Annotated in this window: 17 protein-coding genes and 1 tRNA gene; 5 read left to right on the forward strand and 13 right to left on the reverse strand. The window is 72.2% G+C overall.

Going from position 1 to position 12970, the window contains the following annotated elements:
* Positions 1-3 precede the first annotated feature (3 nt).
* The 4 genes from ATL51_RS12985 to ATL51_RS13000 form a co-directional block, all read right to left on the reverse strand.
* Positions 4-783: an MlaE family ABC transporter permease gene (locus ATL51_RS12985; protein ID WP_073576488.1), complete on the reverse strand. Its 780-nt coding sequence runs from the start codon at positions 781-783 to the stop codon at positions 4-6.
* Positions 780-1907 (reverse strand): ABC transporter ATP-binding protein, encoded by a 1128-nt coding sequence (locus tag ATL51_RS12990; protein WP_073576489.1) that lies wholly within the window; start codon positions 1905-1907, stop codon positions 780-782. Before ATL51_RS12990 ends, ATL51_RS12985 begins: the two co-directional genes overlap by 4 nt.
* A 308-nt stretch (positions 1908-2215) precedes the next feature.
* Complete coding sequence (locus ATL51_RS28670) at positions 2216-2794, reverse strand: TetR/AcrR family transcriptional regulator (protein ID WP_139282877.1); 579 nt, start codon at positions 2792-2794, stop codon at positions 2216-2218.
* Positions 2795-2859: 65 nt separating this feature from the next.
* Positions 2860-3240, reverse strand: a complete 381-nt coding sequence (locus tag ATL51_RS13000) for an aldehyde dehydrogenase family protein (protein ID WP_073576490.1) — start codon at positions 3238-3240, stop codon at positions 2860-2862.
* 53 nt (positions 3241-3293) lie between these two features.
* On the opposite strand from ATL51_RS13000, the gene ATL51_RS13005 reads away from it, so the two are divergent.
* Positions 3294-3602, forward strand: coding sequence for an LLM class oxidoreductase (locus tag ATL51_RS13005; RefSeq protein ID WP_301549249.1), 309 nt, complete (start codon positions 3294-3296; stop codon positions 3600-3602).
* Positions 3603-3672: 70 nt separating this feature from the next.
* On the opposite strand, the gene ATL51_RS13010 is transcribed toward ATL51_RS13005, so the two are convergent.
* Together ATL51_RS13010 and ATL51_RS13015 are read right to left on the reverse strand one after the other, a co-directional pair.
* Complete coding sequence (locus ATL51_RS13010) at positions 3673-4779, reverse strand: NDMA-dependent alcohol dehydrogenase (protein ID WP_073576491.1); 1107 nt, start codon at positions 4777-4779, stop codon at positions 3673-3675.
* 83 nt (positions 4780-4862) lie between these two features.
* Complete coding sequence (locus ATL51_RS13015) at positions 4863-6146, reverse strand: sensor histidine kinase (RefSeq protein ID WP_301549010.1); 1284 nt, start codon at positions 6144-6146, stop codon at positions 4863-4865.
* 64 nt (positions 6147-6210) lie between these two features.
* Here ATL51_RS13015 and ATL51_RS13020 point away from each other — a divergent pair, with 64 nt between their 5' ends.
* From ATL51_RS13020 to ATL51_RS13035, 4 genes are all read left to right on the forward strand, one after another.
* On the forward strand, positions 6211-6876 hold the full coding sequence (locus ATL51_RS13020) for a response regulator (RefSeq protein WP_301549011.1): 666 nt from the start codon (positions 6211-6213) through the stop codon (positions 6874-6876).
* Between the two features lie 141 nt (positions 6877-7017).
* Positions 7018-7428: a sterol carrier protein gene (locus ATL51_RS13025; protein WP_062397890.1), complete on the forward strand. Its 411-nt coding sequence runs from the start codon at positions 7018-7020 to the stop codon at positions 7426-7428.
* 92 nt (positions 7429-7520) lie between these two features.
* On the forward strand, positions 7521-7805 hold the full coding sequence (locus ATL51_RS13030) for a hypothetical protein (RefSeq protein ID WP_073576493.1): 285 nt from the start codon (positions 7521-7523) through the stop codon (positions 7803-7805).
* A 59-nt stretch (positions 7806-7864) separates the two neighbouring features.
* Complete coding sequence (locus ATL51_RS13035) at positions 7865-8965, forward strand: CaiB/BaiF CoA transferase family protein (RefSeq protein WP_073576494.1); 1101 nt, start codon at positions 7865-7867, stop codon at positions 8963-8965.
* Between the two features lie 71 nt (positions 8966-9036).
* Here ATL51_RS13035 and rplA read toward each other — a convergent pair whose 3' ends face one another.
* The 7 genes from rplA to ATL51_RS13070 all read right to left on the reverse strand — a co-directional run bounded on the left by rplA (position 9037) and on the right by ATL51_RS13070 (position 12959).
* Positions 9037-9759, reverse strand: a complete 723-nt coding sequence (gene rplA, locus ATL51_RS13040; RefSeq protein WP_073576495.1) for a 50S ribosomal protein L1 — start codon at positions 9757-9759, stop codon at positions 9037-9039.
* 85 nt (positions 9760-9844) lie between these two features.
* Entirely contained in the window at positions 9845-10279 is a 435-nt protein-coding gene (rplK, locus tag ATL51_RS13045; protein WP_073576496.1) for a 50S ribosomal protein L11, read from the reverse strand.
* 71 nt (positions 10280-10350) lie between these two features.
* Complete coding sequence (nusG, locus tag ATL51_RS13050; protein WP_073576497.1) at positions 10351-11313, reverse strand: transcription termination/antitermination protein NusG; 963 nt, start codon at positions 11311-11313, stop codon at positions 10351-10353.
* A 58-nt stretch (positions 11314-11371) separates the two neighbouring features.
* Complete coding sequence (gene secE / locus ATL51_RS13055; protein WP_062397901.1) at positions 11372-11719, reverse strand: preprotein translocase subunit SecE; 348 nt, start codon at positions 11717-11719, stop codon at positions 11372-11374.
* A 132-nt stretch (positions 11720-11851) separates the two neighbouring features.
* Positions 11852-11927, reverse strand: a tRNA-Trp gene (locus ATL51_RS13060).
* Positions 11928-12036: 109 nt separating this feature from the next.
* On the reverse strand, positions 12037-12495 hold the full coding sequence (locus ATL51_RS13065) for a MaoC family dehydratase (protein ID WP_301549012.1): 459 nt from the start codon (positions 12493-12495) through the stop codon (positions 12037-12039).
* On the reverse strand, positions 12492-12959 hold the full coding sequence (locus ATL51_RS13070) for a MaoC family dehydratase N-terminal domain-containing protein (protein WP_100878745.1): 468 nt from the start codon (positions 12957-12959) through the stop codon (positions 12492-12494). The genes ATL51_RS13065 and ATL51_RS13070 overlap by 4 nt, the downstream gene beginning before the upstream one ends.
* Between the last annotated feature and the right edge of the window lie 11 nt (positions 12960-12970).

Here is a 12970-nt window from a genome sequence, read left to right on the forward strand (position 1 = left end):
GGATCAGAAGCCCTTCGGCGGGACGAGCTCGAGGTACAGGGCGGTGAGCACGAGGTTGATCAGGAAGACGAGCACGAAGGAGATGACGACGGCCTGGTTCACCGCGTCACCGACGCCCTTCGCACCGGGCGGCGGGTTGAGGCCGCGGAAAGCGGCGACGACACCGGCGACGATGCCGAACAGGAACGCCTTCAGCTCCGACACGACGATGTCGCTGACCTGCGCGATCGCCGAGAAGCTGTTGATGTACGCACCGGGCGACCCGCCCTGGATGATCACGTTGAAGAAGTAGCCGCCCGCGACGCCGACGCAGGTCGCGAGCCCGTTCAGGACCAGCGCGGTGATGCCCATGGCGAGCACCCGCGGCACGACCAGGCGCTGGATCGGCGAGATGCCGAGCACCTCCATCGCCGCGATCTCCTCGCGGATGGTCCGGGCTCCGAGGTCCGCGCAGACCGCGGAGCCACCGGCGCCGGAGATCAGCAGTGCGGTGACGATGGGGGCGGCCTGCTGCACGATCGCGAGGACCGCGCCGGCGCCGGTCTGGGACTGGGCGCCGAACTGGCGGGTCAGCTCACCGAGCAGCAGCGCGATCGTCGCGCCGAACGGGATCGTGAACAGGGCGGTCGGCAGCGCGGAGACCTTGGTGACGAACCACGTCTGCTCGACGAGCTCGCGCCACTGGAACGGCCGGCGCAGTCCCTGGCGGCCGATCTCGGCGAACAGGCCGAAGAACTTGCCGACCGGGGTGAGCGCCCGCGTGACGGGGCTGGGGGTGCTCACCGCTCACCGCCGGAGAGCTGGTGACGGCCGCCCGGGTCGGGGGTGTCGTCGGTGATGCGCGGGTGGATGTCGGTGGGACGGTCGTCGCTCACCGTCGCGCCGCTGCGGGCCGTCTGGCGGGTGGTGCCGTTTCGGGACGGGCCGCCCGCCTGCGCGTCGCTGTCGGCGTACTGCTCCCGGATCGCCTCCTGCGCCGACTCCGGCAACTCGTGCAGCATCGCCTGCACCCGCTCACGGCGGCGATGCACCGCCTGCCGGTCCGGCATCCCGGTCGACGCGACGAGCTGCGGCTTCATCTCCGGACGCCCCTCCAGCTCACCACCCGCCTCCTCCATCTCACGGGCGGCCTGGGCGGCGTCCTTCTCCTCCGACATCCCGATCGGCCCCTCACGACGACCGTTCAGGAACTGCGCCACCACCGGCTCGTCGGAGGTCAGCAGCACCTCCCGCGGACCGAACATCGACAGATGCTTGCGATAGAGCAGCCCGATGTTGTCCGGCACCGTCTGCGCCGAGTTGATGTCGTGGGTGACGATCAGGAACGTCGAGTCCGTCATCGCGTTCAGATCGATGATCAGCTGGTTCAGATACGCCGTACGCACCGGATCCAGACCCGAGTCCGGCTCGTCGAACAGAATGATCTTCGGATCCAGCACCAACGCCCGCGCCAGCCCCGCCCGCTTACGCATACCACCCGAGATCTCACCCGGCAGCTTGCCCTCGGCACCGACCAGACCGACCATGTCGATCTTCTCCATGACGATGTCGCGGATCGCCGACTCCGACTTACGCGTGTGCTCCCGCAACGGGAACGCGATGTTGTCGAACAGGTTCATCGACCCGAACAACGCACCGTCCTGGAACAACACCCCGAACAGCTTCCGGATCTCGTACAGCTCGGACTCCGAGCACTTGCACAGGTCGACGCCCTCGATCACGATCGACCCCCGCTCCGGCTTCAGCAGCCCGATCAGGGACTTCAGGAACACCGACTTACCGGTACCCGACGGCCCGAGCAGCACCGACACCTCACCCGCGGGCAGCGTCAGGGTCACGTCCGACCAGATGTTGGCCCGACCGAAGGACTTCGTCAGTCCCTCGACCTTCACCTCGACACCGGTCACGTGTCGCCTCCTCGCGCAATAGACCGACGAACCGCACCGGGGCCCGGGAACGCTGGGGAGCGGGGGCCAGTCGTCGGTGCTGAACGGCACAACGAGTCTGCGCGTCGGGGGTTACTGGCGGGTCGGCGGGGTTGCCGATCGGTGACCATGCCGTAATCTACGTTATGGTTACCGTGGGTTACAGATTACCGTGCAATGTTGCGGACCGTGGGTAACAGTGCTCCCGGCCGGGTAGCAGGGCTGGTCCGAACGGCCCGATTGCCGCGGTACGACCGAGTCGGCGACCACGCCCCCACCCGCACGGAGGATCACCCGATCGGCGGCGTCACGTGCGGGGCGTGCGACAGGATGAGGCGCTGGTAGTCGTCGAACAGGGCACGCAGGAGATCCCGGTCGCGGGGGTCGCAGGTCTGCTGGTAGCCGGCCATCAGCGAGATGCCGAAGACGGCGAGCCTGCGGGCGTCGTCCGGGTCGGGCACGACGTCGGCCACCACCTGCTCCAGCGCGATCCGGCGCTGCACGTCCACCCGCGCCTGGGCGCGGCCGACCTCGGGGTCGATCTGGGCCCACGCCCGGATCGCGGCCTCGGCGTCGTGCCGCAGGCCCGCCGTGAGCTGCTTGACCACGTCGATCCGCTCGACCGGGTCCGCGGTCACCCGGGCCAGCTCGACGATCCGGTCGGTCTGCCCGGCCTCCCAGTAGCGCAGCAGGCCACGGACGAAGCCCGCCCAGCCGCCGAAGTGGTGGTAGAACGACCCGCTGGTCACGCCGAGCGACCGGCACAACGGACCGATCTTGAGCCCGGCCGCGCCCTCGCGCGCGAGGATCGACAACGCGGCGTCGTAGTACTGCTCGGCAGCTATCTGCCGACCCGCTCTCCTGGCCACCCCGCCCGCCCCCTCTCCACGACCCGTGCCGACCCACCAGGGTGCCACGCCGGACGCGTGTCCGATCAGAAGATCCTGCGCAGCAGGCGTTCGGTCCGCCCATCGCAGGGCGGGTAGACGATGCCGGGATCGGGCCGGGCCGGCTTGCGCAGCACCGCCCGCCGGTGCGACAAGTTCTCGAACCCGAACCGCCCGTGGTAGGCGCCGGAGCCGCTGCGCCCCACTCCCCCGAAGGGCAGCCGGGGCACCAGTAGGTGGAACATCAGGTGGTTGACGACGGTCGCCCCGGCGGGGACCTCGCGGGTGACCCGCTCCGCGGTGCGCGACGAGCTGGTGAACACGTAGGCGGCCAGGGGCTTCGGACCGGCGTTGACGTGCGCGATCGCGGCGTCGACACCGTCGACGGTCAGCACCGGCAGGATCGGGCCGAAGATCTCCTCGGTCATGAGCCGGGACCCCGGCCGCGGTCGACGACGACGTCGAGGCCGCCGCGGACCGGATCCGCCCGTTCCTCGCGCTCTACATCGGCGGGATGGGCGCCACGGGCGCGAACTTCCACTACGAGGTCTTCGCCCGCATGGGCTACGACGACGAGTGCGCCCGCATCCAGGAGCTCTACCTGGGCGGGGACAAGGACGCGGCCGCGACGGCCATCCCGACCTCGATGGTCGAGCAGGTGGCCCTGATCGGCCCGAAGGCGAAGATCGCCGAGGAGCTGCCGGTGTTCCGCGACTCGCTGATCACGACGATGGTCGTCGACGGCAGCCCGGAGCACCTGCGCACCGTGCGCGAGCTCGTCGACGGCTGACCCGCTCCCCACACCGACGGCCCCGGTCCCGCTCGTGCGGGCCGGGGCCGTCGATGCGCGCCGGGGGCGGTCAGTAGCGGATCAGGCCGCGGATGTTGCGTCCGGAACGCATGTCCTCATAGCCCTCGTTGACCTGGTCGAGGGTGTACTCCTTGGTGATCAGCTCACGGAGCTTGAGGTGGCCGAGGTTGTGCATCTCCAGCAGCCGCGGGATGTCGAACTGGGCCGCGGAGCTGCCGAACAGCGCGCCGCGGATCTGCTTCTCGTAGAGCGTGAGGTCGAGCAGCGACAGCGACGCCGTCTCCTCCTCGGCCCGGGCCAGCGCGGTGACGACGACCCGGCCGCGCTTGCCGACCAGCTGCAGCGCGGGCTGCAGGTCCTCGCCCATCGCGACGCCCGTGCACAGGACCGCCGCCTCGGCCATCTGCCCGCGGGTCAGCTCGCTGACGATCTCCCAGGCCTCGTCGATGCTCGCGGCGACGTGCGTGGCGCCCAGCTCGCGGGAGCGCTCCCGCTTGTGCTCGACCGGGTCGACGGCCACGACGTACCGGCAGCCCGCCGCCCGGGCGCCCTGCACCGCGTTCGCGCCGATGCCGCCGATCCCGATGACCACGGCGGTGTCCCCGGCCCGCAGGTCCGCGGTGCGCACCGAGGAGCCGAAGCCGGTGGTGACGCCGCAGCCGACCAGCGCGGCCAGGTCCAGCGGGAAGCCCTCGTCGATCTTCACGGCGGACTTCACCGGGACCACGGTGTGCCGGGCGAACGTGCCGAGCAGGCACATCTGGCCCAGGTCCTCGCCACGGGCGTGGAACCGGTAGGTGCCGTCGAGCTGCGGGCCGAGGGTGGCGCCGGCGCCGTCGTTGCAGAGGTTCGGCTGGCCCTTGGAGCAGTACGGGCAGCGCCCGCAGGAGGGCAGGAAGGTCATGACGACCGGGTCGCCGACCTCGAGTTCGGTGACGCCCGGGCCGACCTCGATGACCCGGCCCGCGCCCTCGTGGCCGCCGACCATCGGCAGGACCGCGGGCAGGTCACCGGTCACGAGGTGCTCGTCGGAGTGGCACAGCCCCGATGCGGTCAGCTCGACCATGACCTCCCCGGCGTTCGGGGAGTCGAGCTCGACCTCCTCGATCTCCCACTTGCCACCGGGTTCCCACAGCACCGCTGCCGTCGTACGCATGGCGGTCGATCCTGGCCGCGCGGAGACCTCCGGCACAGCCGTCGCCCGCGCCAGCGCTGGCCCCCGGGTGCCAGGGGAGGTCCTCAGGTGCCGGCGAGCGGCAGGGTGAGCCGGGCGACGAGGCCGCCGCCCTCACGCGGGAGCAGGCTCAGCTCACCGTCCATCGCGGACGCGAGCGCCTCGGCGATCCACAGGCCCAGCCCGGCGGTACCGCGACGCTCCCCCAGCGCGACGCCCTTGGCCGTCACGACGCCCTCCTGACCCGCGGGAAGCCCGGGCCCGCGGTCGCGGACCTCGGCGGTGAGCACGGCGCCGTCGTGGGCCAGGTGCAGCTCCACGACCTCGTCACCGGAGTGCCGGGCGGCGTTCTCGGCCAGGTTGGTGAGCATCCGGCGCAGCCGCTGCGGGTCGCAGTGGACCGCGGCCCCGGCCGGTTCGACGACCGGGTGCCGCCGGTGCGCGGCGATCCCGGCGGCGTCGAGCACGGCGTCGGCCAGCTCGGCGAGCGCGACGCGGCGGGGCCGGTCGCGCCCGAGCGGGCTGCCGTCGGCGACGGCCAGGTCGGCCAGCCCGTCGAGCATGTCCTGGAGGTGGGCGGCGTGGTCGGCGAGCAGCCGCGACGCCCGCCGGGCGGCGTCCCCGCCCAGCCTGCCCGCGGCGAGGTCGGCCGACAGCGCGGTCAGCGAGGCGACCGGGGTCCGGAACTCGTGCAGCACGACGCGGGCCCCGTCCAGCCGGGCCCGGCTCTGGGACACGATCCGGTCCCGCAGCGCGCGCTCGGACAGGTAACGCTCGTGCTCGCTCTCGGCCCGGGCCCGGGTGGTGGCGATGTCGGCGAGCTGGCGTTCCAGCAGGCGCACGAGCACCCCGGTGAGCACCGCCGTCGCGAACAGGAAACCGGTCCACCACAGTCCCGCGACGACCGCGGCGCCGACCGTGACCCCCGGGTCGGAGCCGAGTAGCGCCGCCACGGTGTAGCCGACGCCGAGACCGAGCGCGACGAGCTGCCCGAGCCGGTGCCCGCCGCGGAGCGCGATCGCGATGACGACCAGCGGCAGCGCGGCCACCATCGGGCTCGCCACCCCGCCGGTGAGTCCGCAGGCGAGCAGGGCGAGCAGACCGTCGATCCCGGTCAGCACGGCCGGCGGGACGGGCAGCCGCCCGCGGAGCACCGAGACGACGCCGAGCGCGGCCGCGTAGACCGCGCTCAGCCCGATCAGGACGGCGGCGACGACCGGCCGGGCTCCGGTGAGGTCCGGCCGGGCCACCAGCAGGCCGACAGCGCCGAGCACGACGCAGATCCTCAGGACGACGGCCTGGCGCTCCTCCCGGGTGCGTTCGGGCAGTTCACCGGCGTGCGCGGTCACGGTCGAGGCCTCTCGGGAGCGGACGGGGTCGGCGGCCACACTAGGCTCACCGACCATGCCGCCCGTGCCGACAGCGCCGCACGTGGTCGTCATCGTCGACGACCACGCCCTGTTCGCACAGGGCCTCGCCCTGCTGCTGGAGTCCCGCGCCGGGGACACCTTCCGGGTCGCGGGCTCGACCACCGCCGGGGAGGACGCCGTCGCGCTGGTCGGGAGGCACCGGGCCGGGATCGCGATCGTCGACCTCGCGCTCCCCCCGCTGGGCGGGGTGGAGACGATCCGCCGGGTCAAGGCCGCCTACCCCGCCACCCGGGTGCTGGCGCTGTCGGGCACCGAGGACCTGGACCTCGCCGCCGCCGCGATGCGCGCCGGCGCCGACGGCTACCTGGGCAAGTCCGCCGACCCGGAGGTACTGGTCGCGCCGCTGCTGTCGATCGCGGCCGGGGTGCGGGTACTGCGTGCGGAGCTGCTCGACGCGCTGCTCGACGCGGCCGACCGCACCGCCGACGGCCTGCTCGACCGGCTCGGTGAGCGCGACATCGAACTGTGGACGCTGCTGGCGCGGGGCCTGGAGACCGCCGACATCGCCCGCCCGATGCTGGTCAGCGAGCGCACCGCCAAGCGCATGATCGCCTCGCTGCTGCACAAGCTGGGCGCGGCGAACCGGATCGAGGCGGCCGCGCTGGCGGGGCGCTGCGGGCTGCTCGACGAGCACCCGGCCGGCCGCTGAGGTCCGCGACGGCACGCCGCACGGCCCGGACGGGCCAAGCCTGGCCCGGTGATCGGCTGCGCGCCCCGGACGGCGCGGGACAGACTCGCGGCGACGTGCCGGGCGGCATCCTGCCCGGCCACATCTCGCGAGGAGGCGCTGATGGCCGTGTTCGCCGACGAGGCCGAGGTCTACGAGTACCTGGGCGGGGTGTTCCGGATCGGGATGGCCGACCCGGACCTGGTGGCGAAGCTGCAGCCGTCCGGGGTCGTCCTGCGGATCACATACACGAACCCGGACGCCGTCCTGACCGTGGACATGCCGAACTCCGAGATCCACACCGGCGCCGGGCAGGGCCCCGACCCGAACATCGAGCTGTTCATGTCCGCCGACACCGGCAACCGGTTCTGGCTGGGCAAGGTCATCCTCCCGGTCGCGATGGCCAAGGGCGACGTCCGCGCCAAGGGCCCGGTCTCGAAGGTCCTCAAGCTGCTGCCGATCGCCAAGCAGCTCTTCGGCCCGTACAAGGCGAAGCTCGAGGCCGAGGGCCGCGAGGACCTGCTGAAGGCCTGACCACGATCGGGTGAAGACCCCCGGCCGTCCGGCCCGCCACGACGGCGCCCGGCGAGACTGGGGGTCGACCCCACCCGACGGAGGCGCCGGCGATGGACAACATCTGGCTGGACGTGCACGCCTGGCAGCCCCTGCGGGGCGTGCTGCACCGGATGACCGAGATCGAGTGCGACGCACCCGACCCGCTGCCCCGCGACTTCGACGAGTGGCACGGCTGGGCCGAGGCCTGCCTGCTGGAGGTCGCGACGCGGGACGGCTGGCAGCACGGCCGCTACGCCTACACGATCCAGGAACGGGACGCGACCGACCATCCCGTCCGTGAGATCGGCAAGGACATCTGGGACTACGAGGAGCCGGCTCGCGAGTCGACCGGCTGAGCACCGGCGCCGGGTCGCTACCGTCGCCGGGAACCGATCGCGCGACGAGGAGGTCCACGGTGACACGGGGCAAGGGTCCGCTGGCCGGACTGAAGGTGATCGAGCTGGCCGGGATCGGGCCGGGGCCGCACGCGGCGATGATCCTGGGCGATCTCGGGGCGGACGTCGTCCGCGTCGACCGGCCGTCGGGCGGGCTGAAGCTCGGGTCCGACGCGGTACCCGACCCGACGGCGCGCGGCCGGCGGTCGGTCACCGCAGACCTGAAGGACCCGGCGGGCCTGGAGACCGTGCTGCGGCTGGTCGAGTCCGCCGACGTCCTCCTGGAGGGCTACCGGCCGGGCGTCACCGAGCGCCTCGGCGTCGGCCCCGAGGACTGCCACGCCCGCAACCCGCGCCTGGTCTACGGGCGGATGACCGGCTGGGGCCAGGACGGCCCGATGGCGCCGCGCGCCGGGCACGACCTGAACTACATCTCGCTGACCGGTGCGCTGCACGCGATCGGCCGCGCCGGGGAGCGTCCGGTCCCGCCCCTGAACCTGGTCGGGGACTTCGGCGGCGGGTCGATGCTGCTCGTCGTCGGCGTGCTGGCCGCGATCTGGGAGGCGAAGGCCTCCGGGCAGGGCCAGGTCGTCGACGCCGCCATGGTCGACGGCGTCAGCGTGCTGAACCAGATGTTCTGGGGCTTCCTGTCCCAGGACGCCTGGGTCGACGAGCGCGACTCCAACCTGCTCGACGGGCACGCCCCGTTCTACGACACCTACACCTGCGCCGACGGCGGGCACATGGCCGTCGGGGCGCTGGAGCCGCAGTTCTACGCCCAGCTCATCGCCGGCCTGGGGCTCACCGAGGACGACCTCGGCCCGCAGTACGACCGCGGCGGCTGGCCGGCCATGCGGGCCCGGTTCACCGAGGTGTTCGCCTCCAAGCCCCGCGACGAGTGGGCCGCGGTCTTCGAGGGCACCGACGCCTGCACCACCCCGGTGCTGTCGTTCGCCGAGGCCCGCGAGAACGCGCACCTGACCGCGCGCGGCACGATCGTCACCTCCGACGGCGTGCCCCAGGCCGCCCCGGCACCGCGCTTCTCCCGCACGGTCACCGAGACCGCCGGTCGCGGCACCGGCCCGGAGAGCGTCGAGGACGTCCTGCGCGACTGGGCCTGACCCGCACACGACGACGCCCCCGGCTCCGCAGGGAACCGGGGGCGTCGTCGTGTCAGGCGCTGATCAGTCGATCAGTCGGTCTCCTCGTCCGCGACCAGCAGGTTGCGGGTGCGGTTCGGGTCCACCGGGATGCCCGGCCCGGTGGTGGTGGAGACGGTGATCTTCTTGACGTAGCGGCCCTTGGCGGCCGACGGCTTGAGCCGCAGGATCTCGTCGTAGGCGGCGCCGTAGTTCTCCACCAGCTTCTCGGTGTCGAACGAGGCCTTGCCGATGACGAGGTGCAGGTTGGCCTGCTTGTCGACCCGGAAGTTGACCTTGCCGCCCTTGATCTCGTTGATGGCCTTCGTGACGTCCGGCGTCACGGTGCCCGTCTTCGGGTTCGGCATCAGGCCACGCGGGCCGAGGATGCGGGCGATGCGGCCGACCTTGGCCATCTGGTCCGGGGTCGCGATGGCGGCGTCGAAGTCGAGCCACCCGCCCTGGATCCGCTCGATGAGGTCCTCGGCGCCCACGGCGTCGGCGCCGGCGGCCTCAGCCTCGGCGGCCTTGTCACCGGTGGCGAACACGATCACCCGGGCGGTCTTGCCGGTACCGTGCGGCAGGTTCACGGTGCCGCGGACCATCTGGTCCGCCTTGCGGGGGTCGACGCCCAGCCGCATCGCGACCTCGACGGTCGCGTCGGTGTTCTTGCTGGACGTGTCCTGGGCCAGCTTCGCCGCCGAGAGCGGCGAGTAGAGGCGGTCCGCGTCGATCTTCGCGGCGGCCTCTCGGTAGGCCTTGCTGCGCTGTGCCATCTGTCCTCGTCTCCTTAGAGAGGTCAGGTCGTGGTCGGAGCCGCGCCCGGCTCTCCCACGCGTACGGGTGGTGTGGGGGGCTCGCTCAGCCGTCGACCGTGATGCCCATCGACCGGGCGGTGCCGGCGATGATCTTGGCGGCCTGGTCGAGGTCGTTCGCGTTCAGGTCGTTCATCTTGACCTGGGCGATCTCCCGGACCTGGGCCATGGTCACGCTGGCGACCTTGGTCTTGTGCGGCTCGCCGGAGCCCTTCTCGACACCGGCCGCCTTGAGCAGGAGCCGCGCCGCGGGCGGGGTCTTCAGCTCGAAGGAGAACGACCGGTCCTCGAAGACCGAGATCTCGACCGGCACGATGTTGCCGCGCTGGGCCTCGGTCGCCGCGTTGTAGGCCTTGCAGAACTCCATGATGTTGACGCCGTGCTGGCCCAGTGCGGGGCCGACCGGCGGGGCCGGCGTCGCTGCGCCTGCCTGGATCTGGAGCTTGATGATCGCGGAGAGCTTCCGCTTCTTGGGGGGCATGTCCGTTCCTCAGTGATCGATGTGCACGCCGCGCGGCCCTGCCATGCCGCGGACGTTCCTCACGGGTGCGATCAGATCTTGGAGACCTGGTTGAACCCGAGCTCGACCGGGGTCTCCCGGCCGAAGATCGAGACCAGCACCTTGAGCTTCTGGGCGTCGACGTTGACCTCGGAGATGCTCGCGGGGAGCGTGGCGAACGGGCCGTCCATGACGGTGACCGACTCGCCGACCTCGAAGTCGACCTCGATGGTGGGGGCGCCGCCGGACGAGCCGGAGCCGCCGCCGGACGCGGTCCTGCCGGCCTCGGCCTCCTTCTTGGGGGCCTCGACCTTCGGCAGCAGGAACTTCACGACCTCGTTGATCGTCAGCGGCGACGGCTTGGACGTCGCGCCGACGAAACCGGTGACGCCCGGCGTGTTCCGCACCGCGCCCCAGGACTGGTCGTTGAGCTCCATCCGCACCAGGATGTAGCCGGGCAGCACCTTGCGCTGGACCTTCTTGCGCTGCCCGTTCTTGATCTCGGTGACCTCCTCGGTGGGCACCTCGACCTGGAAGATGTAGTCCTCGACGTCCAGGGTCTGCGCCCGGGTCTCGAGGTTCGACTTCACCTTGTTCTCGTAGCCCGCGTAGGAGTGGACGACGTACCAGTCGCCGGGCGCGCGACGCAGTGCGGCGCGCAGCTCCTCCTCCGGATCCACGTCCTCGGCCGGCTCCTCCGCGGCGGCGTCCGCACCGTCGGTGTCGGCGTCCCCGGTGTCGGCGTCCCCGGAGTCGCCGGCGACGGCGTCGTCCGCGTCCTCGGCGGTCGGGACCGTCTCGCCCTCGCCGTCCAGCGTCTCCGCCTCGGCGCCGGGGGTGCTGTCGTCGTCGGCCTCGGTGTAGTCGCCGGAGACGGCGTCCTCACCGTGCGCCGCCTCGACGTCGGCGTCCTGGACGGACTGCTCGGGCAGCGTCTCGTCGGCCGCGTTCTCGGCGACGGCGTCGATCGCGGCCTCGTCGGCCGCCTCGTCGTACGCCTTGCTGTCGGAGGTCACGTCCTACTCGCTTCCATTGTTCGGTGTCGGTCGGAGCCGGTCGGCGTTCGTACTCGCGTCAGTTGCCGAACAGCAGGGCGACGCCCTCGGCGAACGCCGAGTCCAGCACGAACACCAGCGCCACCATGATCGACACGAAGATCAGGACCGCGATGGTGTACTTCACCATCTGGCCGCGGTCGGGCCAGATCACCTTGCGGAGCTCGGCGACGACCTCGCGCAGGAACCGGGCGAGCCGGGCGAAGAGCGACGGCTTCTTCTCCTTCGTCGCCGCGGTGGCGCGGGTCGGAGTGGCACGGCCCTTGCCGGGGGTGCTCGCGGAGCCGGAGGCCCGCCGCCCACGACGGTCGGCGGCGTTGCTCGGGCGCTCCCGCCCGGGCCGCTCCGACTCGTGCTCGTCGCTCACGCGTGTCGCCCTCCGCACGTGGCGGGCGTCCGCCCGCCCTCGGTCACGTCCTCCGCTTCGGGAGAACCCTCGTCGCTTCGCCGTCCGTGCCGTCGGCCGCGCCGCCGTGATCTCCGGCGGCCTGCGGCGTCGTGGCAGGGGTGACAGGACTTGAACCTGCAACCTGCGGTTTTGGAGACCGCTGCTCTGCCAATTGAGCTACACCCCTTTGCCCCGATCCGCCACGTAGCGGCGGGGCGGACGCAACGGATCGTCCGGTGCGTCCGGCTGGAACGAGTGTACGCACCCGCTTCCGCGGGCCCGTACCCCGGGTCGCCTCACCCCGGGAGGACGACCTCGGCGCGGGCCCGGCCGAGCACCGTCTTCCCCTCGAAGGCCGCCTTGAGATCGACGACGGCGATCCGCTCCCCGCCCTCCTCGCGCACCTCGGCGACGGTGCCGGAGAGCTCGACCGTGGCGCCGGCGTCGTCGTCCGGGACGACGACGGGCCGCGTGAAGCGGGTGCCGTAGCTGCGGATCGCGGCCGGATCCCCGGTCCACGCGGTCAGCACGCGGCCGGCGAGGGCCATCGAGAGCATGCCGTGCGCGATCACACCGGGCAGCCCGGCGACCGCGGCGACGCGGTCGCTCCAGTGGATCGGGTTGAGGTCGCCGGAGGCACCGGCGTAGCGCACCAGGTCGGCGCGGGTGACCTGCACGGTCAGCGACGGCAGCGCGTCGCCCTTGGCGCAGGCGGCGGCGGTCTGCGGGGTCAGCGGGGTCAGCGGTGCACTCACGCGTCCCCCTCGCTGCCCGCGTCCTCACCGGCGGGACTGACCAGCATCGAGTGCGTGGTCGCCACCGGCTCGCCCGCCGCGTCGGTGACCTCGCAGCGCAGCGTCAACATGTGGTTGCCGGCCCGGGTGCGCAGCTCGTCGACGTGCAGCACCGTGGTGAGCTCGTCGCCGGCGACGACCGGTCTGCGGAAGGTGATCCGCTGGTCGCCGTGGACCATGCGGGTGTAGTCCCACCCGAACGCGGGCTCCCGGAGGAAGCCCTCGATGACCGGCATCGTGAAGCAGGTCGGGAACGTCGGCGGGGCCACCAGGTCGGCGTGACCCGCGGCACGTGCCGCGTCCACGTCACGGAAGAGCGGATCGCCGTCACCGATGGCGACGGCGAACTCGCGGATCTTCTCGCGACCGACCTGGTACGGCCCGACCGGGTCCGAGCTGTGCCCGACCCAGGACTGGTCGACCACTGTCAGCTCCG

The organism is Pseudonocardia alni, assembly GCF_002813375.1.
GTDB lineage: Bacteria > Actinomycetota > Actinomycetes > Mycobacteriales > Pseudonocardiaceae > Pseudonocardia > Pseudonocardia alni.